Source organism: Leptospira bandrabouensis (assembly GCF_004770905.1).
Lineage (GTDB): Bacteria > Spirochaetota > Leptospiria > Leptospirales > Leptospiraceae > Leptospira_A > Leptospira_A bandrabouensis.
In genome coordinates, this window is record NZ_RQHT01000012.1 from 321,697 (window position 1) to 345,224 (window position 23,528).

General features: G+C 37.6%; 19 protein-coding genes and 1 tRNA gene. 8 read left to right on the forward strand and 12 right to left on the reverse strand.

From position 1 onward, the window contains the following. Positions 1-40 precede the first annotated feature (40 nt). The 5 genes from EHR07_RS05210 to EHR07_RS05230 form a co-directional block, all read right to left on the reverse strand. Positions 41-850, reverse strand: a complete 810-nt coding sequence (locus tag EHR07_RS05210; RefSeq protein WP_135744101.1) for a PhzF family phenazine biosynthesis protein — start codon at positions 848-850, stop codon at positions 41-43. Positions 851-959: 109 nt separating this feature from the next. Then, positions 960-1,964, reverse strand: coding sequence for a PAS domain S-box protein (locus EHR07_RS05215; RefSeq protein WP_135744102.1), 1,005 nt, complete (start codon positions 1,962-1,964; stop codon positions 960-962). Positions 1,965-2,111: 147 nt separating this feature from the next. Then, the gene (locus EHR07_RS05220) at positions 2,112-2,681 is read right to left on the reverse strand and encodes a hypothetical protein (protein ID WP_135744103.1); all 570 of its coding nucleotides are present in this window, start codon (positions 2,679-2,681) and stop codon (positions 2,112-2,114) included. Positions 2,682-2,683: 2 nt separating this feature from the next. After that, complete coding sequence (locus EHR07_RS05225; RefSeq protein WP_135744104.1) at positions 2,684-4,054, reverse strand: Kelch repeat-containing protein; 1,371 nt, start codon at positions 4,052-4,054, stop codon at positions 2,684-2,686. Further along, on the reverse strand, positions 4,054-4,962 hold the full coding sequence (locus EHR07_RS05230) for an LA_3334 family protein (protein ID WP_135744105.1): 909 nt from the start codon (positions 4,960-4,962) through the stop codon (positions 4,054-4,056). Before EHR07_RS05230 ends, EHR07_RS05225 begins: the two co-directional genes overlap by 1 nt. Before the next feature lie 85 nt (positions 4,963-5,047). Between EHR07_RS05230 and EHR07_RS05235 the strand changes: the two genes are divergently transcribed. Beyond that, a complete protein-coding gene (locus EHR07_RS05235; protein ID WP_167483353.1) occupies positions 5,048-12,076 on the forward strand; it encodes an RHS repeat-associated core domain-containing protein in 7,029 nt (2,342 codons plus the stop codon). 31 nt (positions 12,077-12,107) lie between these two features. Continuing rightward, entirely contained in the window at positions 12,108-12,566 is a 459-nt protein-coding gene (locus tag EHR07_RS05240; RefSeq protein ID WP_135744107.1) for a hypothetical protein, read from the forward strand. A gap of 261 nt (positions 12,567-12,827) precedes the next feature. On the opposite strand, the gene EHR07_RS05245 is transcribed toward EHR07_RS05240, so the two are convergent. From EHR07_RS05245 to EHR07_RS05255, 3 genes are read right to left on the reverse strand one after another with little or no spacing between them, the layout of a single operon-like run. After that, entirely contained in the window at positions 12,828-13,568 is a 741-nt protein-coding gene (locus EHR07_RS05245; protein WP_135744108.1) for a UDP-galactose-lipid carrier transferase, read from the reverse strand. Next, positions 13,565-14,320 carry a polyphosphate kinase 2 family protein gene (locus tag EHR07_RS05250; protein WP_135744109.1) on the reverse strand — a complete coding sequence of 252 codons (756 nt, stop codon included), beginning with the start codon at positions 14,318-14,320 and terminating at the stop codon, positions 13,565-13,567. The genes EHR07_RS05245 and EHR07_RS05250 overlap by 4 nt, the downstream gene beginning before the upstream one ends. Positions 14,321-14,379: 59 nt before the next feature. Continuing rightward, the gene (locus EHR07_RS05255) at positions 14,380-14,736 is read right to left on the reverse strand and encodes an HIT family protein (RefSeq protein ID WP_135744395.1); all 357 of its coding nucleotides are present in this window, start codon (positions 14,734-14,736) and stop codon (positions 14,380-14,382) included. A gap of 32 nt (positions 14,737-14,768) precedes the next feature. Here EHR07_RS05255 and EHR07_RS05260 point away from each other — a divergent pair, with 32 nt between their 5' ends. The 4 genes from EHR07_RS05260 to EHR07_RS05275 all read left to right on the forward strand — a co-directional run bounded on the left by EHR07_RS05260 (position 14,769) and on the right by EHR07_RS05275 (position 18,048). Beyond that, a complete protein-coding gene (locus EHR07_RS05260) occupies positions 14,769-15,611 on the forward strand; it encodes a hypothetical protein (protein ID WP_135744110.1) in 843 nt (280 codons plus the stop codon). A gap of 18 nt (positions 15,612-15,629) precedes the next feature. Then, positions 15,630-15,704, forward strand: a tRNA-Arg gene (locus EHR07_RS05265). An 853-nt stretch (positions 15,705-16,557) separates the two neighbouring features. After that, positions 16,558-17,085: a hypothetical protein gene (locus EHR07_RS05270; RefSeq protein ID WP_135744111.1), complete on the forward strand. Its 528-nt coding sequence runs from the start codon at positions 16,558-16,560 to the stop codon at positions 17,083-17,085. Between the two features lie 750 nt (positions 17,086-17,835). Next, positions 17,836-18,048: a hypothetical protein gene (locus EHR07_RS05275; protein WP_135744112.1), complete on the forward strand. Its 213-nt coding sequence runs from the start codon at positions 17,836-17,838 to the stop codon at positions 18,046-18,048. Positions 18,049-18,871: 823 nt separating this feature from the next. Here the strand turns inward: EHR07_RS05275 and EHR07_RS05280 are convergent. Next, positions 18,872-19,129: a hypothetical protein gene (locus EHR07_RS05280; protein WP_135744113.1), complete on the reverse strand. Its 258-nt coding sequence runs from the start codon at positions 19,127-19,129 to the stop codon at positions 18,872-18,874. A gap of 85 nt (positions 19,130-19,214) precedes the next feature. On the opposite strand from EHR07_RS05280, the gene EHR07_RS05285 reads away from it, so the two are divergent. Together EHR07_RS05285 and EHR07_RS05290 are read left to right on the forward strand one after the other, a co-directional pair. Further along, positions 19,215-19,685: a MarR family winged helix-turn-helix transcriptional regulator gene (locus tag EHR07_RS05285; RefSeq protein ID WP_135744114.1), complete on the forward strand. Its 471-nt coding sequence runs from the start codon at positions 19,215-19,217 to the stop codon at positions 19,683-19,685. Between the two features lie 10 nt (positions 19,686-19,695). Next, the gene (locus EHR07_RS05290; protein WP_135744115.1) at positions 19,696-20,115 is read left to right on the forward strand and encodes a DUF1398 family protein; all 420 of its coding nucleotides are present in this window, start codon (positions 19,696-19,698) and stop codon (positions 20,113-20,115) included. A gap of 106 nt (positions 20,116-20,221) precedes the next feature. On the opposite strand, the gene EHR07_RS05300 is transcribed toward EHR07_RS05290, so the two are convergent. The 3 genes from EHR07_RS05300 to EHR07_RS05310 are packed head-to-tail and all read right to left on the reverse strand — an operon-like array spanning position 20,222 to position 23,431. Beyond that, on the reverse strand, positions 20,222-20,833 hold the full coding sequence (locus EHR07_RS05300; protein ID WP_135744116.1) for a hypothetical protein: 612 nt from the start codon (positions 20,831-20,833) through the stop codon (positions 20,222-20,224). Further along, positions 20,834-22,324 (reverse strand): NAD(P)H-hydrate epimerase, encoded by a 1,491-nt coding sequence (locus EHR07_RS05305; RefSeq protein WP_135744117.1) that lies wholly within the window; start codon positions 22,322-22,324, stop codon positions 20,834-20,836. Beyond that, complete coding sequence (locus EHR07_RS05310; RefSeq protein WP_135744118.1) at positions 22,325-23,431, reverse strand: LIC_12708 family protein; 1,107 nt, start codon at positions 23,429-23,431, stop codon at positions 22,325-22,327. It lies immediately after the preceding gene. Positions 23,432-23,528 lie beyond the last annotated feature (97 nt).

The window sequence follows — 23,528 nt, forward strand, 5'->3', positions numbered from 1 at the left end:
ACGGGAAAGGATATCCGCTGCAATCGCTGGCGTGAAGAATCTATATTGGTTTTTTGATTGTACCTTGAAGATACAAAACGGCAGATCCTCCAATGGATACTCTTTCGTTTTGTAATTCGATAAAAAATTCGGCTCCTCTATTTGATTTTTGATAAGACTTAAAAATATCTTTTTTTAGTCTCTCCGAAACGAAAGGAGCTAAACTACAATGAGCAGAACCTGTAGCAGGGTCTTCTGGAATACCAAGTCCAGGTCCAAAAAATCGAAATTCATAATCATCAGATGAAGATTGCGCATGGTTGATCCAAAGTGCAATATAACCTCTATTTGTTGGTAATTCTTTTAATTTATGGAAATCTGGATTTAAGATTTCTATGTCTTGTTTTGATTTGTAAAGAAAGATAGTATCTTTTCCTTCCCAAATTTCCTCTGGTTCCTTTCCCAAAATGGAAACTATTGTTTTTGGGTCGATACTGGTATTTTTATTAAAATTTGGATAAATGGGGAAATTCATATAAATCAATTCTTCTTTTATGGAAATGGGTAAATTTCCTGATTTGGATAAAAATTGAAATTTAAGTCTGGATTCCTGATAATGATTCTTTAATACGTAACTAGCTGCCAAGGTTGCATGACCACAGAGGTCCACTTCGACTTGAGGAGTGAACCAACGAATTCGGTATTCAGCACCTTCTTTTACCACAAAAGCAGTTTCGGAAAGATTGTTTTCTTTTGCAACGTTTTGCATCCATTCCTCTTTCGGCCATTCAGGTAGGATTACAACAGCCGCAGGATTTCCTGCAAACTCCGAATGGGAAAAGGCATCGACAATAAATAATCTTTGATCCATAGATTGATTTTATCAATAAAATATGAATTCACCTAGTATACAGTTTCAAAAATAAAAAGTATACAGTGACGATTCTTTTTAACGATCAGAAGGAATGTTTAATATTAGTTTAACGTTTCTCGGATTCTTCTAGTAAGCTATTGGCAGTTCTTTTTACAATATCGTTCACTAGATGGTCCAATTCCTTGGCCGATTTTTTTAAATAGGAATATATTTCGTTCGTCGTTTCTGGTGTTGTTTCTGAATCCAAAAGATTGATAAGACCTAAAATATTGGCAAGAGGGCTTCGTATTTCATGGGATTGGATTCTTGCTATTTCTTTTAATTCAAAAATTTGTTTTTGTATTTTGTTATCAGCTAAAACTTTTTCTGTAATGTCTACAATGATGGCTGAAACATAATTTGTTTGGTTAACTACAAAACTATTTAGGCTGACTTCTACTTGGATTTCCGTTCCATCTTTTTTGACTGCCGATGTGACTTGGTTTTTTCCAATTCGCATGGGTCTTGGAGCTTGGAAGTATCCTTCAAGCAACCTATCATGGCCTTTTCTATGGTGCATAGGAACAAGAAGTTCCACGGGTTGGTTGACGAGCTCTTCTCTTGGAAAACCAAAGGTATTTTCTGTTTCTAAATTGCAGTGGCTGATTTTCCCTTCTCGATCCACGATAAGAATGGCATTGGGTGCTGATTCAATTAAGTTTCGAAATTTTTGTTCACTTTCAGAAAGGGCAATTTCCATTTTTTTTCGTGCATCAATATTTTTACCACGTAGACAAATACCCATTAGTTTTTTTTCTTTATCATAAGTCGGATTCATTTTGTATTCGAACCAAATGGATATGGAATTGATACTAGCAATTCTTTCTATAATGATGCTTTGGCCCATAAGTGCCTTTTGAAATAATTCAAAGAATACGTCTTTGTCACCTGCAGTGACAAACTCTCGATAATCATCTCCAATATTTATGGTTTTTCCAGAATAGGCAAGGATGGTATCTTTTAGGTTTTGGTTAAAGGCAAGCACTGAATAATCGAGACCCATAAGCACAATGGCATCGGTCGAATTATCTAAGATCATTTGTGCGTAATTAGAAGAATCTTCAGGAAACATTGGTTATCTATGGCATTTTTTTCCCTGATCGAATTCAGGAAAGAAAATTTAAATGGGTGGCAAAGGCTAAGTTGCCTCATGCAGAAAAACTGCTGATTGTCTAATTAAGGTTTTAGATTAATTCTAATTGGATGGGGATCTTGTTTGTTATTTCTTTGTAAGTAAAATTATATTGATTATAATCTGTACTAATAAAAGAGCAAAAATGGATCCTCCAATTCCGTAAATGATTCTGGCTTTATTTTCTAATTCGTCTATACGAAATTGATTCATTAAAAAGTAAACATCTGCATTCGAGGTAATGTAAATAAATTCTTTTTCTTTTTCATCCGGTTCTCTGTTAGCTTTGAGTTTTATTGGAATTTTTGAAACATCTTCATCGTGAAGTATTTTTCCGGATAGCTCTATATATCTTTCCTTAATTAGTGGGTTCGTTCTCCACCTAACATATGCATCACTATAGAAACGAAAGGCGGACTTGAATTGTTTTCTGGAATAAAAGTCCTCTCCTTTAGCGATCCATAACTCAGTTTCTAATAGTTCTAATTTTGTTTGGTCTATTTTAGAATTTTGAAATTTGCTGAGGAGGTCTTCCGCTTCAGAAAATTTTTTTTCCTTTAAATTGTATCGAAATAGAAATGTATCTTCTTCGGAAACGGAATCGGCTATAATCATGGAGCCGAAAAGAAGTAAAAAAACTAAGCATATCTTTTTCATATTTATCTACTTAAAATTACCGCTTTGTGTCCGAATCTACTTCTCGGCATATTAACTGATTCTGGAACCCAAGGATTTCCACCTGCATTGGCTAAGTCCAAAGAATAGACTTGGTCTACGGGAAGGTTAAATTCTGATGCTCCCCCAAATAGATATAGTTTTCTTTTTTCATAGGAAACTTCCATAGCAGGATAGTATAAGGCTATGGGTGTATTGGAACCTGTAACAAATGCATTGGAAGCATTACCTAGGAAGGAGTATTCAAATCGATTTGAATTTGTAACGGCTGTGACTGGTTGTGATATATTGGTTCCTGTGGAACCGCCAACAACAAATATTGCTGGAGTATCAGTAGGGTAAGGATCTGTGGAAATAGGTCTGTAACAGGCATAACCTGATCCATGTCTTGCAAGAGAAATGGAGGCTTCAATTTTTCCAGAAGTTGAATTAAGTGAAGGGGCATAAGCATCAGTTGTTGCATAAGCTAATCCGTCAGAATAAAATCTTCCCCCTGTAAAAATTAAACTTCCGTTATAAGTACATCCTGCCATGTCGATACGAGGAAAAATATTGGTACTTGATAAGAGGCTAACCCATGTACCACTGTTTCCAATATTAGGGTAAAATTTATAAACAGTATTAAATATAGTACCGGTAGTCATATCCGTCGTTGTTGTTCCACCTAGGATAACAATTTCTTCATCGAAAGCACCTGCGACCCCACCTTGTAGAGTAGAGGGCATGTCTGCCAGACTCTTGTTCCAAGTATTGGTTAAAGGGTCGTATGCTTCTACAATTCTACTCATCGTATAAAAGGCACCATTTTTGATAATTCCACCAATGACATAGATTTTGTTTTTAAAAGATACTACTTGAGCATTAAGCCGGGGTGTGGGAACATTTGTAACCGCAGGATGCCAAATATTTTCTACAGGATCGTAATAATCTATTTCGCTGACTGCATTTTTGTCCGAACCTATTCCTCCTACAATCCAAATGCTTCGGCGAAATATGACAGCATTGTCAGATAGTGTTTTAAAAGTAGATGGAATTCCTAATCCTATTTCTTTGATTCCGCAGGAAGGTATATAACTGTAATCTGAATCAGTAATTAAATTGGAAAGAGAGACTGCGTGAAGTTCACTATCAAGAAATGAAGTATCTACATTATTATAATTTGGCCCTGTGGTGACTAAGAAACCTGGAACTTTCCCTGAACATTTCCAGCTAACAACTGCTGAGTTGGTGGATATATTTGTTACAAGTTGCCATTCAATTTTTGCTGTATTTGCTTTTCCTCCGTCCGTGAGCGGATTTGCACAATTCCATAGTGTAAAAAAGATAAAAAAGAAAAATGTAATTTTATATTTCATTAAAAATTGACTCCACCTGATAATTCTAATCCTGAGCCACAATGAGTTTTTTCTATTTCAAAAAAACATAAGTTTTTCCACCCAATTCGATAGAAAGAAGGTCCATATTTTAATCCCTGCCAACCTAACTCAATATAGGCAGAAGGGTTTGTGCCATTTTTTGCATTATTTTGGTCGAAACGATAGGTAACGGATGATGTTCCTATTCCGACAATTCCATAAAAATCTAATAAAGGATTGGATTGAAAGACTTTTGATTGGTGTAGATAAACATATCCAGATTGTGTAGTAACCTCTTTTAAAGGTCCAGTCGATTGTAAGTATTCAAATTTGAATCCTAATTGGTATGTGTTTTTAAATCTTAAAAATGCGGGTTCGGTAAAGGCAGAAAGACCAAAAAGCGGAGGAGTCTGGTTTCCTAAAGGTGGGAAAAGTGGTAAATAGGTAATGCTTCCGCCAACTCTTGTTTGGTTGTCCAGTTTATCGTTTGCTAAATAAACAATTGGAAATTCCGGACGATCGTCGGCTTCTGACACAGTGTTTTTAATTTCGCTTCTATTTATGGTTAAAAAACCAAGTTCAGATTTAATGATTACTTCATCTTTGTTTTTATCAGCGATCGTTCCTTTGATAACACTACCATTTTTTAATGATAAAATTGCGATTTTGTAGGAATTATTGGTTTGTCCATTGTTAACTAAATTATAATATTCTAGATCCTTTTTGGGCACTTTATATTCAGATCCCTTAAAACGAACAACTAGTAGACGTTCGTCTTCGTAAATAAATTCGGTATGAAAAACTTCACCATTAGGAAATCGAAGTTCTGCAGGATAGATTGAGATGGTGGAGATCCCTAAAATAAATATAATTAATGTTGTTAACAGTGATAATGTGGTACTTTTCATCGAATCTAACTTGTATTCGTTGACATTATTTTTAAATACTTGTTAGATGGCAACATTATATTCTCGTGTTAGTTGGATAAGTGTTATGCGGCAAATTATAATTAGATTAGTTCTTATTTCTTTGTTTTCGTTTTTATTTTTGTCGTTTTTAGGGGGACAAAAATTACCGCAACAAATGCCTGAAATTGGAATTGATCCTTCTGGGAATGCTTCTTTTTCCATTCCTTTGTCTATTCCAGTTGGTACAGGTGACCTAACTCCGTCAATTTCGCTGTCGTATAACTCAGGAATGGGTAGTGGATTATTAGGTAAAGGTTGGTCCCTTGGCGGTGGGGAATATATAAAAAGAGATTCGGTGTATGGAATCAACCTGACAAATTCAGATCATTATGTTTCCTCAGAATACGGGCAGTTAGTGGATAGTGATGGTTCCGGGCAGTTATTCTTTTCCAAAAATGAAAGTTTCGTTTCGTTTTACCCACAAGGTAATTATGGACTTGGGCCTACACAGTTTGTCACTTTTGATCAATCTGGAAATCGATCTACCTATGGCGGTGAAAACGCACAAGTTTTAACAAATAACGGAGCTGTTATGTTATGGGCGCTTTCCGAATTGAGGGACTCGCATGGTGAAACAATTCGTTATGAGTGGGAACTTAGAAAGGGCGAGCTTTACCTTTCCAAAATTATTTATGCCGGAGGAGCTAGGTATATAAATTTTGAATATGAAGAAAGAGAAGATTTTTTTAATGATTACTCCGAAAAACAACTAGTTGTCCGCGATTGGCGGCTTAAAAAAATCAGATTTTATTCTGATAATTCGCACGTACATACATATGAGTTTTTTTATTCTGCTGATTCCAAAACAAAAGACTCTCTTTTAACAAAAATCGATTTTGAAAAGGACAATTTGTTTTCGTTATCGACACACCTGCCATTGGAATTTGTTTATTCGATAAGTCATACAGGAGTGGAACCTAAACTAAATAGCGGTGCCAATCCTCTTTCTAACGGTTATGGTTCGGACCAAGATATCGGAGACAGGATGCTTGAGCTTTTAAAAAGAGCAATCTTTGAATATCTTTCCATGAAAGCATCGGAGCCTCCGAAAACTCAAACAAAACTTGCAAAAGCTTATAATAAAGTCCTACCCAAATCCATCCCAAGAGCTGGCGGCGGAACAGGAAATGGTTTTGATTATAATGCATTGAATGTTGAGATGCCAACTTATAATCCTGAAACGGAATTTGTTGGAAGGTATCCACTTGGGAATAAAAATAGAGATGCCTGCAATTGGGGACCTATTGCCTGTATATGTACACTTTTCCCTGCTTGCCCTCCCTTTGTTCGGATGAAATGTGGGGAGTATGCTTTTTTTGGTGCTGATGCTTGCAATAACGGTGTATTATCTGCAAATAGAGCTGTTTTACCTACTGATATAGATGGTGATGGAATCTCTGAATATTCGAGATTACTTGGAAAGGCAGATGGAGACCAAATTTATATTCGCTCCAATGATTATGTGAATAGCAGGGACTTTAGTTCGCCTAGTTTCCCAATTAAATATAATACTTATATAGATATTGCTGATATTGATGGAGATGGTCGGACAGACTTTGCTTATGAGAGGTCTGGAGTTTTGTATGTTGCCTTTTCCAATGGCAGTGGGCTCGAAAGTCCCACAGCTTTTCCCAATGTGACTTTGACTCCATATATTCAAAATTATACCCGCACTGCTAATTTAGCACCTAGAGATTACTTTGTTGATATGAATAGGGATGGTAGGGCAGACTTTGTCCATTTCTGGAATGATCGAATGTCCATTTATCTGTCTCAAGGTAGGGGTTTTGTCACTGAAAAAGTGATTTGGTTTGATGGTCATAGAAGTCCTCTCCAAGAAACGATGGATTCGAATCCATTTATCGCACACCGTATGAATCAGTTTACTGACATTGATGGAGATGGTATCCCCGAACATTTATTCGTTGTTAATGTAAATCCTCCCCCAGAACAGTACCAATTAGCAGCTCTAAAAGCACGTCATTTCCAAGAAGTAGGAGCCGCAGATGCAGAGAGATTATCCTATACTAATGAAATCTTATCCATATTTGATGGGGCTGAGGCAGATGGAGGTCGTAAGAATTTTCTTTCAGAGAGAGTTTTTCCTGATGAGAGGTCGTTGTATTGGAGTTTGGTAAACAACCCAGGAACAGCAACTTCTTCTCAAAAAGATACGATTACCAAATCGATTGATAGGCAATTTTTTGAAGATCGACTAAAGGAAATTGTAGATCGCCATGCAAATGAATTGGATATTGAAATTAGTCGAATTCGAAATGCTGATTTGAATGGCTCTGCGTATCAATTGGTTGTTACAAAGATTGATACAAACAATAAAACTCTTTCACAGACAATTCAAAATATTCCACGAAACGTTGTGGGTTATATGGGGAAAAACTGGCTCGTCGATATTAATGGCGATGGACTTCTAGATTATGTTTCTTTTACCAACCGTAATAGTCATTTTAATCCTTATGATTATGGAGTTGAGAATGCATATACCCTACATAACGAAATTAAAGTAGCATTCAACACTGGTGGCAAATTCGATTTTGATCATTATACTAATAATTACATTAATACTGTCGTTAGGCCAGACCGGTTCGCTGAGGATAACGACCCGAATGCTAATAAAGTTTCTAGTTTTGAATTCACTGATCTCAATGAAGATGGAATCGTAGATTTTATTGTAAAAGAGTTTAACTCTGCCAATTACCACGTATATCACGGGAAGGGGAATGGTTCTTTTGATAATCGATTTGATTTTAGTGTGGAATCAGCTGAGATTAATGGGAGTCGGTTTGAGGATAGAAATGCGGATGGTATTCCTGACTTCTTTTATCAATACGGAAAAAATAGTACCACTAGGCAAATTTTATCCGATAGTCCATTAACTAAAGGTGGCCTCATCACGAAGGTAATCAATCAAGTCAATGGCGTAGAGTCTCAGATTTCCTATATATGGAAAAAAGATATGCCAGGGGCTGTCGTAAAAGGTGGCAGTTACAATACATCGCTTCCGAACTTATCTCCTCAAATGTTGGTATCCTCTATCCGTAACTCCTCTGGTTTGGGATTTGCCGAAGAAAAAAAGACATACTCCTATTATAACACCCGTTTTAAGCCGGGGGATATAGATTCGAACGAAAATTACGGTTTTGAATCTGTCACGGAAAGGACATATGTAGATGGAGTTCTGAAATTAAGAGAAGTCACTCATTATTTACACAACCCAAACTTCCCTGGTTTTGTGGGGAGTGTTCAGGTATTCACGGGTAGTGATGTTTTGGTTTCGGAAGAGTCCAAAGGATATACAAAATTCACTCCACACCAGGGAACCAAATTAGTTTTACAAACTTCCAACGAATCAATCCGGTATGAAAATGGACAACTGAAAGACCAAGTGGTTAGTACCATGACTTACGATCCTAGTTTTGCTTATTCCTTAAATGTTTCTGAAGAAAACTATAATGGACGAATCACTCGGACTGAAATGAACTACCAAACCAATTCCGCTATGAAGATACTTTCTCTTCCCATTGAATCCAAAAAAACAGTGAACGGAAGTTTGGTGGAACATAAAAAATGGACTTACACTGGTGCCGATATGGCTTCGGAAAGTAAACTGGTAAGTTCGGGACAGTGGTATTCTATTTATTATTCCTATGATGCCATTGGAAATGTGACAAGCTCCACAGATTCTTTAGGTAGAACATTGTCTTATGAATATGGTGACATTACTCGCAGTAAACCCACTGTCACAAGGAATGCACTTGGCCAAACTAGTAAAAAAACTTACGATCCAAAACTGGATGTGGAGCTAAGTGTAGAAGATCCCAATGGGAATGTAGCCACCTTTGCATACGATGAATATGGAAGGAAAACTTCTAGTGAATTGGATGGGGAAAAACAAGAATCCATCGAATATTCTTTTGATGGTTCTTATTTTACTACGAAACAAACCACTCACTCTGCTGAGGGTGATGTGTGGACAAAGGATACAACGGATTTACAAGGAAAGATTGTTAAAAAAGAATCTCTTGTTGTGGAAGGCATTGTTTCTACTGTTGAAACAAAGTATGATACTCTTGGACGGGAGATTCAGAAATCCAATGCCTATTTTACTGGTGAATCCCCACGCTGGTCTTATACCTATTATTACACACAAGCAGAAGATGCTGAGGAACGACCTAAAGAAACCATTGCTGCTACGGGAGAAATTTCCCGAATAGTGTATGGACTTAGGACAAACACTGTGACAACCACAAACCAATCGGAAGTGATTCGCACAGAAACTCAAAACCTAGACAATTGGGGAAGGCTTGTTACCAAAACAACACAAGGGGAAACATTACAATATCAGTATGACAATGCAGACCGTATGGTTCAAATCTCTGATCCAGGGAATGGGATTACAGAAATTAGTTACGATATTGGTGGAAGAAAAACCAGGTATAGTGATTCCAATTCCGGAACCATTCATTACACATACAACGTAGCAGGAGATTTACTGACCCAAACCGATGCCCGTGGAATCGTGATTCGTAAGGAAGTGGATGGAATGGGAAGGATCACAAAGGTAATTCCTGGAAATGAAACTCCCACCATTTATGAATATGATTCAGGAAACTCGTTATCGAGTGCTTATGTGATTGGGAAGTTAACCAAAATGACAGATGGATCGGGAGTCACGGAACTGGCTTATGATAGAAAAGGAAATGTAACTGGCGAAAAACGGATCATAGACGACTTGCAGGTGTTATTCCAAAGAACCTACGATGCCTTTGGTCGCGTGAAGACTCTCACTTACCCGGAAGGGACACTCGTTCGTAACCATTATACGGGAACGGGCCAACTTGGCTTTTTGACAATGGACTCTCATGATGGGAATAGTTTGAACCATACGGTGGTGAGCTATGAAGGTCCAAAGATCGCGGACGATAAATATTACATAGAAAGAAAAACAGGAAATGGGATTGTTACAAAGATTGGCTACGACCCACTTCGTATGCGACCACTATCCCTCGTGACATACTTAAAAGATAGTTCTGTCGAACAAAGTATTAAGTATGATTATGATAAACGTGGAAATATCGCAACGATTACGGATCTGATGAATGAATCTCGTAACCAAAGTTTTGAATATGATCCTTTGAACCGAGTGACGAAGGCTATTGGAAAATACGGGGAAGAAAACTACAATTACCATAGAAATGGAAATCTTTTGAATAAAGGAGCGTTTACTTATTCCTATGAAAATGGAAATCATATCCATGCTGTGACAAGAGTGAATAGTCCAAATACTGGAATCGTTGGTTATGCCTACGATGCGATGGGGAATATGACTACCCGTAATGGGGATACGTTAGTTTATAATGCGCAAAATAAACTAATGCGCATCGAGTCGCTCGGCGGGGACAAATTCGAATATACTTATGACCATTCGGGGATGAGGATTAAAAAGACCTTACAGAATTCCAATACAACGACTTATAGCTTTGGTAACTATTATGAAATCCACCGAAGCCCCGGCCAACAAGAGAAACATACGTTATATGTGATAGGAGCAGAAGGGGATAAGGTTGCCCAGTATAGTCGAGGGGATGCCATTCTCTTAGGGCAAATGGCCTCGAACGAGTGGCTAGTGAATCCATTTTGCAAGGATGTAAACATCGATTGTGATACGTATTGGAAGAATCGAGTTGGGTTTTCCTTCGTAAGCATTTTAGAAAATACGAATGTGTATGTGGATGGAAAGTTAAGAGAAGGTCATCGAGCGTTACCTTGGGTAATGCTGTTAGGATTTCTATTTTGGGTGGTATACAAAACAAGAGACCAACAAGCTGGAATTGACTTAGCGAATAAAACTTCGGATATCTTTGGAATATCCATTTTACCTATCTTATCCAATCGATTCCAAAAACAGATTCCTCGATATGGAACAGCATTGTTTGTGGTTCTCTTTACTTTTACCACCACAGCGGGATGTTTCCCATTGTTACTCGGTAGCGGGGAGGCAGAATCTGGGACACCGATTTGGATGCTTAGTCTTGGAAATGGCATTCCTAATGATACACCATCTGTTGCCGACGAACCAGGCCAAGGTGGTGGTGGCGGAGGAGGTTCTTCCACAGGAAATGCGAGAGTATTAGGAATGTATTTTTTCCATCCAGACCATTTGGGAAGTATCACTATGATTACCGATGGAAATGGAAACGTTCTAGCGGGAGGGGAGAGAGGTGGTAAGAGTCATATCACTTACAAACCTTATGGAGAAATATTCAGGACAGATTCTTATGGACCTGACATTACTAAATTCAAATATACGGGACAAGAAGAAGACCAGGAAAGTGGTTTGTATTATTACAAGGCAAGGTATTATGATGCTGGCCTTGCTCGGTTTGTGAGTAATGATGGTATGGTTTTTCCCGATAAAGAACAAGGGATGAACCGGATGATGTATGTGGAAGGGAATCCGATAGCATTTGTAGACCCAGGTGGAAACAATAAATATATTCATATGTTTAATCGAATTGTGGGTCATGCGATGGGTAAGGATTTTGGCGGACAAGGAATCAATAAATTAGGTAAAAATATTTCCACGGGTATAAATAAAGCTGCAGTTAGAAATACCATGTGGGCTTCTGATAGATTATCAATCAGAAGGCATGTTAAATATATAGCAAGGGAAGGAGCTGAAAAAGGAATTGGTCATAGAAATGAACGGCTTAAGGATTATGCAAAAGACTACATTGAATCAAAAATTGAAACTCTATTGGTAAAAAGTCTTACGCGGCAACCCCTAACTGATAAAGATTACCAAATAGATGCTGAGGATTTTGTTATTGGCTTTGTAAGATCAGAACTAATTTATCAAGCAGGATTGACTTTTGCATCGAATATTGCAGGCAATGTATTAACAAATATAAAAGACAATCCATTTGATATATTTAAATATTACAATAAATATGAAAGAATAAGGAAAGATACAGATTTGGTAAAAAAAGTAAATTCTTGTAAGACAGGCTGGCTGGCCGCCTGTGTAGAAAAGTAAGGCAGTTTATTAATATTAAGTGAGGTTATTGATGATAAAATATTATGTATGTAAAGTCAATTTTCTACTGACGGTTTTCATTTTTTATTTCCATTGTAATGGTATCGGTGGGCCTTCTGTGATCCCCTACGAAAATTTTAAAAATCAAGCCGAAAGCTTTTTCTATATAAAAGTGTCTGAATGCGGACGTGCATATTCGGTTAATAGCCCCGATACGCAAAGTTCTCGAAGCGATGATGGCTTCTTATTAGGACTTTTATCGGGTGCTGCGGGCAAAGCTTCTGAAATTTTGTCTTACGCAGGTCCCATCTATGTGACGAAGAAAGATGCGAACTTTTGTTACAAAGCAATACTTGCAGTTCCTTGTGGGCAAAACATATCAGAATTTCTTGCCGCATATAGCGCGACTTACATTGTTCATTGTTCTCCAGAGAAAGCCTGTATGACAAGTCATCAAAACGGTATGCAAGGAAATTTTTGCAATAGGTGAAATACCCTTGCAAAACTAGAAATCGTAAAAAATTTTTTGGTAAGTTAACAACATTGCTACTAATGTTGATTTTTTTCTATCCCCCCTTCCTCAAGCGAGAAGGATACGTCGGGCTTGGTCCGTAGGACGGAAGCGCACGCGGACCCCAGAGTAGCCTGATCCCGACAAACAAGAGAAAAGTGATCGCCAAACGGTAGATAAGTTTTGAAATTGCTTCTATGTTCGGGACTCGCCCAAATTTTAATAACGCCAATATTCCCTTTACTCAAGTTCCTCTTGTAATCGATTCACTACTGTTTCTAAGACTTTGGTCCTTGCAAAATATTTATTGTTAGCCGGAATTAAAAACCAAGGGGCTTTGGGTGCGTCGGTTTTTTGGAACATTTGGTTGGCTGCTTCTTCGTAAAGAGGCCATTTATCCCGGTTACGCCAATCTTCGTCTGTAAGTTTCCAACGTTTGAGAGGGTCGGTTTTTCTAGTCTCAAAACGTAACAGTTGTTCATTGGAATCGATATGGAGCCAAAACTTAAATACGATGGTTCCAAAACTAATCAATTGTTCTTCGAATAAGGCGATTTCTTCGTAGGCCCGCGACCATTCCGATTCGGAAGCAAATCCTTCTACTCGTTCGACAAGAACACGACCGTAATAAGAACGATCAAAAATCCCTATATGACCTTTTTTCGGAATGCGATTCCAAAATCTCCAAAGATAATGGTGTTGGATTTCTTCTGCATTAGGTGCGGAAATATTATGAACTTCAAATAATCTGGGATCAATTTCTTGAGTGAGCCTTCGAATGGCACCACCTTTCCCTGCAGCATCCCAACCTTCGAATACAAATAAAACTGGTCTTTCTTTTTCTTTGGAAAGAAAGGTTAGGTCTCGGATTCGATTTTTTAAAACTTTCATCTTCACCTGGTATTCGTCAGGTGAAAGTTTTTCTTCCTGGTTCAATTGGTTTAATTGTAAAATGCGGCTCATAGATGAATTAGATTTCATGGGATAAGCTCCATACCATGATTGATGGATTGAAGTGCGGTTCGGGAATCATACTGCAAAACTCTCTCTAATCGTTCCAAAATGGATTCAAAAACCAGAAGTTTTGTATCTTCTTTTTTTTCACTGGTGATGATTTGCCAAGGAGAGTCAATGGTTCGGGAAGAACTCAAAATAGAATCAAAAATCTCAAAGTAACGATTGTAATGTTTTCCTTGGTCTTTGTCAAAGGCAGAGAGTTCCCATTCCTTTTTCTTTTTTTTAGAATCTTCTAAACGTTTTTTTTGGTCTTTTTTGGAAATATGTAAAAAGAATTTATGAACGATGATTTTGTCTTTGGATAAGATTCTTTCTGTATTTAGAATGGAGAGAAGCCTGTGGTCGTATTCTGATTGGCTGATTTTTTTTTCGGAACGAAGGAAGGCAAGGCGACTATAGTAAGTATTTAAATAAAACAAAAACTCCCCATAACGAGGAACCACTCGCCAGAAATTCCAAAGAAAAGGATAACCTCTATCCTCTGACAAATGAACATAAGGTGAATACACTTTAAATTTTCTCGGGTCCAAACGAATCGTTAACGACTGTAAGATGGAACCTTTTCCCGTAGAGGAAAATCCCTCTAACAAAAAAATATGGGCAATTTTTTGTTTGAAACTTTCTCGTTGTAATAAAAAAAACCTTTCTTGTAAATCAGTCAGGTCACTTGCCGAATACTTGGGAACTTGGTTGGTTGGATGTCTTTCTAAAACCACAAAGAAAAAGAGTAGGTAAGTTTTTAAAAAAACCTACCATTTTTTCTATTATTTTGGGCTTACATGGGTTTGGGAAAACCGGGTCCCGTAGCTTTTGCGATATGATCAAGGCCTTTGTCTTGGTTTTCATACCTAGGAATTAAGTGCACATGCAAATGAGGAACTCTTTCGGCAATGGCCACAATATACATTTTTTCTGGATTGTATTCTTTTAAAATCTCCGTTGCTTTGTGGAGGGCGCGGCCGTAATTTTCAAACTCCGAAAGAGTCAACCCAAACCAGGAGTCTACGTGGTTACGGTGCTCCATATACAAATACCCTTCCAAGTTTTGGTCTGCTTTTCTCAGGACCCAATTTTCATTTTGGTAGACAATTTGTGTTTCATTTTTGTGCGCATCACAGATGGGACAGTTTATCATTCTTCCCAATTTGGCCGATAGGTAAAGAGATGAGAATCTATTTTTTGATCCTTCCCTTTCTATTTCTGATTGGTGCAGAAAGAACTTTTGCACAAACAAAAGGTGATTCTTCAGAGCCCATTACCGAATTCATTTATTCTATCTCAGAAACCGTTTTTGCCAATCCCTTCCGCAAAGAAGAAACCGAAATCCGCAAACGAATCCATGAATCCAATACTGCCGAAGTGCGTGAGCTCCGCATCCATCTAAAAAACAATTTACGCACCCTTGGTTTAACAGAAAAAGATATCCAATCCAAAAACAAAAATCTATCCATGTTCGAAGAATCTTTGGAAACTCTTCCCAGTCTCGGTGGATTTTTATGGAAGGGGGAATCAGGAATTCTTTATCAGTGGGGGGACTGGTCTGATTTTTATGAAGATGGGTATAGTCGGGACAAACTCAGGCTCGAAGGACAAATTCCCTCCTTTCCTATAGACCAAGGAACTATCTATTTTTTTGTGCGAAACCCTCCTGGTTCCCTTCCTGCGGAATTTGGATTTTTAGGTTGGGAATCACATTTTTACGCTTTTGGAGATGAAGGTTCCTTACGTTATACCAATGATTTTCATTTAGATCCATCAGAAAGACTTGGTGATTTTCGTAAGGCCTTTGACTCTATTCGAAAAAAAATCCCTGGCTCCCAAATTCTCACTGCCAACGATTTAACCATCTTTATTGTTCCCGGTGAATCCAAACCGATTTACTATATCTTTCTTTTCCTTCGGTTTTTTCTCATTGGTTGGACCATCCTGCTTGCCTTTTACATCATTCGTATCAGCCTCTCTCCTCCAAAAAATCATTTGCCCGAAGACAGGCCCCGCCTATCCTGACATTACATCCATCACCATGCCCTGGTAGTTCAACGGATAGAACATCGGTCTTCGGAACCGACAGTGGGGGTTCGATTCCCTCCTGGGGCACCAATTTAATTAACACAAACAAGTCCATCTAACAGAACAAAGTCGGGGATCGAACCCTTTGGTTCACTCTCCCGAAATACAAATCTCTCCTTGACCGAAGTTCTGTTTGTCACCCATACAGGCAGTTTTTGGGTTACAATAGAGTAAATTTGTCGTCATTATATTTTTTGCCGATTCACCTTTCGTTCTGCCGCACGGAACGCTATATAAGGCGTTATAACAAAAATGGGCGTCTTTATTGGTAACATGGCTTTTAAAGAATCCAAGTTGATAAAGCGAAGATTCGGGGAAAAGGAGAAGAAGAAATAGATTATCTTCTAAACTTTCCTTATTATTTTTTTCGTCCATTCCACATTGAACCAATTTTAAATTGATTATTTCTCTTTTTTCTTTTTCAAATTCTCTTACATCCTTGACTTTCCCTCCATCAAAAGAACAAGACAGTATAAAAAACAAAAGAAAAGGAATTCTTACTTTAAACAAAGGGCAAAATACCAATACAGAAACCAAAAGAATTAATAATCGGATTCCAAATCATCTCTATTGATTGACTCCTTCTTTGGGGCAAGTCCCGAACATAAAGCTAAAAAATAAAACATCACCTCTGTTTGGCGAACATTTTTTAACCTCGGGACCGGGCTACTCCGGGGTCCGCTGAACGCTTCCGTCTGCACAAAGTGCAGACCAAGGCCCTGCGTATCCCTCTTGCATATACTGACACTAAAATACTAGGTTTGCTAAAAAATTTGATTTAGATAACAATAAGGATTGTTATCTAAATCAAAAGCCATAAAAGAAATCTAGCGATATTATGATTTTTCACTAGACAAGTGTAACAAAAAGTTAGTTGCTATTTATGAAAGTTGCTTTTTTATCCAATAAATCTGCGTTATCTGATAAAAATGTATTTTATAAAGAAATGAAAAAATTAATTTTGTTTTCCATTCAAATTTTACTGGTAATTCATTGTATCAACTTAGAAAATCTGAGTGAAGAGAAGACGGAAAATAAAACCCTAAAACAAATCACTGTTTTACTTCTGATTACAAATGAATATTTGGGAAATTATATTTCCGGATTGCCTATGAACAATATGTATTTCCGTTATTCGGTAATCGATACCCAAAATATAACCTTAAGTTTGAGTCACTATTGTGTGAATGTATATACTTTAGTCGGAATAGATCCAAATAAAATCATCACTGAATGGCAATCTTTAGCAAAAAACCCGACTAAATGTAATCTAAATTATCCCGAGGATTTTAAATGTGTATCTTCGAATATCTTTTATGTGAATGAATTTATTCTACCGGCTTCCATGGGTATAACTAGCGCAAAAAATGTATGTAACAATGAAGCGAAAGGCACAATTTTAGTGTATTAGTCGTATTGGGTATGGAATCAGTGAATCGAATATTAATTTTCATTCCTTTTTTTTAATATTTTGTTTGTACATTCCCAAATCCAATACAAACATCGAAAAGAAGTATATTTTACCGGAAACGTATAAACAAAAAATTAGATATTTATATCTGCCAAAAGTATGTGGGACTTACGATTCATCCTTGGATTTCCGAACCACCGAAATTTGTTCCATTTTGCTTTTACCATTTTTTTGGATCAATTTTGTAAATGGTGATTTTAGAGACGATTATTTTGAAACGTTTTTGCTATTTCAGAATGAATTGGCTAAAGAATTAATCGATAAATCATAGTGTCTTTGGATAGGCACTTTGGAGGAAAATACATGATTTATAAAAATTTAGTCTTCATAATGATTCTATCTTGTTTTCTTTGTTGTCGAGATAAAACAGACCAAGGCGATCCAAAGAGAGATTTAGCCTTGTGTGCTTTAGTTGCCGTGAATTCCGAATTGAATTCGGTGCCTATCACTTCTGATTCAGTGACTTTTACTCCTGCACAATATCTTGCCTTGTGTCAGCATATATATCAATGAACATTGAAAGTGGGTTTTTTAAATTATTCTCAGATTTGAATAGGCTTTCGGTAAATGAATGATGAAAATACAATGGGAAAAAATCTGTCAGTATATGCCAGCAAAGTATCATTTTTCACCATGAAGATTTATAGGATTAAAACTCAAATTTTTTGTATTAGCTCATGCAGCGAATTAATGGATATTGATGGTTTTCGAAGTTACCAAATTCCTTCGGGAGCCTATGACAAACAATGGATCAATAGATATTTTCAAAAGAACGGAAACATTCAATTTCTAAATCCGGCAAATGTAGATTCTTTTCGTTCTACTACACTTAACTTTGGATATTTTAACTCTTCAGACAAGGAAAGGGGATATTTTGAATATTTTATCAAAAATGATCAATAGATTTGTGTTTGTAACTTTGGCTATCGTGATAGTTTCGCAAATTTTTTGCATTCCTTCAAAAAAGAATACACACACCAAAGAGGGAAGTTTTGCGTATATCTACCTTTTGTATAATTTCGAGAGAAATCTGAATGAGCCGAACAACTCTTTTGACGAAGCAAAATGTATCATAGTCTCGGGATATTTGAAAATCTATCCTGAGAGTGATGTGGATTTTTTTAAATTTGAAACTACGGTTAATAACATTAACTTGTTCATCGGTGATTATCAGAGTTTTGTCAGTCAAAATAATCTTGGATTCCAGATTTTTAACAACTCTAGAATTTTGATTTATGATATAAGTGATCCATCCTTTGAAGCAACGAATTCCAATATAATAGTAAATAAAACTTTGACCCAATCAGAATGTCTAATCGAATCTTGTATTCCATTGACTAGTTATCGTTATCTTGAATTTTCATCGAATATCAAACAGATATATATTAAATCATACGCATTCAACGAGGCTAACTATTTTGAGCAAACTGCCATTAGGATCGATTCTCAAAGTAATCGAAATCGTATACCTTTGGATCCGCGTAAATTACCAAGTTCTCTCGGCTCATATAACAAGAATATTTTCATTTCTAATTATTCTTCAGAATGTACTTTTTAAGTATCTAACTCTGCCATGAATTTTGCCGATAAGATCATTTTTTTACTTTGTATATTAGTTCCTTTTGTTAACTTTGTTCATCTGATCTCTCCCTATCAAACATTAGCATCCCGCAGCTTACATCAGTAACTTTCGGGTTAACCCAACTAACTACCCCAAAGTTTAAAATCATTGATAGTCTTTTGGTCTAAATTCCATAGAAAAAAAATAATTCCCCATTTTAACTCGATAAGAATGTACAAGTGTCACTTCGTTCTCTCGAAAGAGTTTCATATCTGGACTCGATTTGATTGTATTCAAAATGACTGGATATAGATTTTTTTCTAAAGTCAGAATGTCAATTTCAGATGCAGAATAGGTAGCGATTCTGTAATTGTATTGAAAACGTTTGTCTTGAAAAACAGCTACATTCTCTCGCTTACTCAAATAAAAAATCTAAAAAGGTTTTATGAGGTATAATTCGCCATTTAATTTCCTTGACAATAGTTTCTTAGGAAACTAATATCCTTCTATGCGGAAAAAACAAAATTTAGAACCAAGCCATCTTAAATCCCACCTGGGATACCATTTGCGTGTGGTTTCCAATGCGGTTTCTCATTCCTTTGCCAAGAAACTAGAAAGTTTGGATGTGACTGTTGCGGAATGGGTGATCCTTAGGGAAATGTATTCTTATAAAACCAATACTTCCCCGAGTGTAATCGCAGAAATCACCGGTCTCAGTCGGGGAGCCGTTTCGAAACTGATTGATAGGCTATTAAACAAAGGTCTTGTGAGTCGCGAAGAAGCAAGTGAAGACAGGCGTTACCAAGATATCAAACTGACCAAAGCCGGTGTAAAACTTGTTCCCAGACTCTCAGAAGTTGCCGATGAAAACGATTCTACTTTTTTTTCTCTTCTATCCAAATCAGAAAAAGAAGAACTAAGGAAGACTCTCATAAAACTAACTTCCGCCCATAAACTAAATTTAACCCCCATCGAATGAGGAGAAAACAATGAAAGACCTAATCACAAAACTAACAGAAGCGCAAAAATTTGCGATGTCCATCCGTCCGAAAGTAGGTGGGTTTCCTATCTTAGCGGAAGTTCTTAGGGAAGCCGGTGTTCTTATGAATCGATGGTATCTACCGTCCCTCCAAGCCGTCTACCAAATGAAAGAAGGCTCTGTCGTCCAACAAGGAACACCACTTGTCACAGGAGTCCATGAGATTCCGAAGTTTCACCGCGATAATCTAATCAATGCTATACGTGCCGACCAAGAAGGAAAAAGTACATTCCTCGAATTTTTAAAAGCAGCTTGGGAAGCTGGTGTTGTCGGGTATGATGTAGATTTTACGAATCGAAACGTAATATACTATGGTGCTTTGGGCGAAAGTTATTTAGAAGAGTATCCGGCAGTGACGTTCGAAAGATAATACTGGTTATACTTCGAGATCCCTGATGTTTTAAGTCCAATTTTCTAATTTAAGAGATTGGATTCTAAAAAACTCTTTTTCGTTATTTGTGACGAGAATTCCGTTTTTACTTGTACGGTTTTTGTTTGATTTGGAAAGTGTAAGTCCTGTCTTCGGAATGGATCAGCACTTGCGAATAAAATCCTAAATCCAGAGAACGAAACTTCGAACGAAAGATGGAAGCTTCTTCATCAAAGATTTCTTTGCGGCAATCTGAGACTAAACCTTTCCATTTTTCTTTGGAAACTGAATGGTATAAAAAGCCGTTGGCGTTCGGGGGAATGGTTCTATTCTCCCAATGGATCTCCTCTTGGAAACAGAGAATCCCTAATCTTGTTTTGATTCGAAATTCCGATTTCCATTTGGGGTTAGGGAACTCGATGGGCAATTTTGTATTATTTTCTATAAATAAAAAATAGCCTTGGAACTTATCATCTTCTTCCCGGGAAAGACTTAAATAGGTTGGGTATCCGTCTACGATCTGTTTGTCGGACTGGGTGCGGTTTTGAAAGCTACCTGGATTTAAGGCCCGAAATCCAATATAAAATATCAAAACAACAAGGACTAAATCAATCAGGAGAACAATCTGCCTCCATCTTGTTTTTTTATTTTTATCCCCAATTTGTTTGAGGTATTCTCTAAATTCTTCGGGAGAACGAGAATGGTATCCTTTTCCCATTTACACTAACTCCACAAGGGATTTTAGAATTTGGTGGGCCGAAGGATAGGGTTCTTCCAACTGTTTGGAATGATCCAAAAAGGATAAGGCCAATTGTACAGATTCGGGAATACTCAATTCCAAACTAAGGTATCTTGCTAAAATCCCTGACAACAAATCTCCCGTTCCCATCGTTGCCAACTTGGGATTCGGAGATTCCCAAATATAGGAGGGACCATCGGGACAAACAAGTAGACTCACAAAAGATTTTAATAACACATACACCTTGTTTTGTGGGCAAAATTCAATTAACGTATCATAGGCGGACTGGATGGAACCGTGAGTTTTACCCGTCATTCGATTCAGTTCACCCACATGAGGAGTGAGGAGGATTTGGTTTCCCTTGGGGAGTTTGGTTCCAAAACTGGGAATGGCTCCCGCATCTAGAATCAGTTTTTTACCTTCGGGGAGAGTCCAACCTTCTAAATCTTGCGGGTACTGGGTAAGGCCAGGTCCCACTACGATCGTTTTTGTTTTCGTAAAAAAGGGATCACTGGTAAGGTCTGAAAAAGAAGAGGTTTTTGACATTTTAGAAAGATCTTCTTTTAAAACATAGGAACTGATTTGAGAAGAAGGGGAGAAAATTTTACTGATCCCACCACCGAGCCTGGAAAAGGCTTCTTCGGAAAGTAAAATGGCTCCTTCCATTCCTGTTTCTCCACCATAAAAAATGGCAGAACCGGCGCTATATTTATGGTCTTTATTTTTTCTTTTTAGGGACTGGATTGCCGATTCAGGATCTGGTTCCAAATAATAACGATTGGAAAATGTAACTTCATTTAGGTGGGTTTTGATGGGAAATCCAATGGACTCGTAGTATCTGGGAATGATAGAATCCTTTTCATAAATAAACCCTACATTTTCCCATTTTCTTGTCCCAAGTTCTTCAATGGAATCCGCATACACAAATACATTGGTTTTTTCCTCTTTTCCCAAAATGTATGGATTCCAACCACTGGCTGTGTCGAGAGACAAACGGTAAAAAAAGACATCCGATTCATTGATGGTTTCTATCAACTCTTTCAGTTCTTCGGAAAGTTCTCCTTGGAACCCAGTGCCAAGCAGGGCATCCACGAGAAGGACGGAATCTTCTTCCGCTTCTTCCCATTCCTTATAAAACTCATCTAAGTTCCCAGTGGAACCGAGTGTTTTTGAAACTAAAGATTCGTAGAACTTTCCCGCTTCGGATTTGTTTGGTGCTGTGGAAAAACATTTAACTTTATATCCTTCTTGGTAAAGGGTGTGGGCAAGGGCATATCCGTCCCCGCCGTTTCCGCCAGTGCCGCAAAGAATCCAAATGGATTCGGCAGTTTTCCATAAATCTTCATTGGCATGGAAAACAGAAAGGGCTGCCATCCCCATTAAGGTCTCTTCATGAAACCCAAGGTCTCTTATGGCAAGGGAATCTAAATGTTTCGATTCTATATTGGTGAATAGGGGTTTCTGTTTCATTTAGATCCAACGATAAACTTCGAGAGCACCTGCACGAATCCGTACCGAATAAATATTATCAAAGGCATCGGTGTAGGTTTCTCTCCACTGACCGCGTGGACTAGAAAAAGGAATTCGTTTGTTATTGATATGGTTTCCATCTTTGTCATGGACTTGGAGCCTTGCCGCATTCCCTCCGTCCTCTGTTTCCCAAATATAAAACTCTCCGTTGTTACGAATGGAAAATAAAATCTCAGATGGGTCTTGAATTTCTTTTAAAAATTCCGAACTTTTGGAATCAAAAACAAAACGAAAAATCCTTCGGAATTTAAATCGTTTGTCCTTTTTGGAATAATAACTAAAAGAGCCGAGAACATACTCTCCTTCTGGATGGGGAAGGAGTTTATCGAGAGTGATATCAAATTCTTTGGCATCATTACTTGCAAATATATCAAGTCCCGATTCTTTTAGATTTCCTTTGAGTTCTCCTTCTTCAAAATACGAAAGTCGCATTTCCTCGGCAATCCGATGGTAAACAAATAGTTTGTCTCCATCTCCCGGTAAAATATACTCAATATAACGAAATGGCTCTGTATTTTTTCCAGAGGCCCCTAACATAAATTTCACGACACCTTTTTGAGAAATTTGTACAAGAAACGATGGAAGCACCGTTGTCCCTTGGGTAGAAAAAGCACCACTGTAGGTTTTATAGAGATTTTCCGACCCTTGAGGAAGTTCCATTCCCTTGGTGGAAATTCGGTTTTGTACAATCAGGTCGCCGTCCTCATTCATGGCGACAATGCCGATCCCACCAAATCGGAAAGGATAATGTGGAATTCCAGAAATGGATTTAAAATCGGGGTTTCCTATGGTGGCATCGAGCCTTCCGTTTCTGTCAAAAAGTTTGATTACCGCTTGTTTATTGTCAGCAAGTGCGCTAATATTTGATGAATTAGGGATGGTTAAGGGGACGTTGGTCAGTACTTGGTTTACCACCACACCTTCAAAACTCTCATTGGTCCCACCGAGGGGGATTCGAAAGAGGATTTCTTCTTTCAGGTTCTCGACTCGGAATCTAAGGCAGGAAGTGGAAACGAATAGGGTGAGAAGGAAATAAAAGGTTCGCATGGTGCAACATCCATTCCCTAATTTTTTATTTACAGGACAACTCGCTTTTCCTAGCTTGACAGTAGACATGTTAAATTTTAGCATGAGCTGGGTCTCT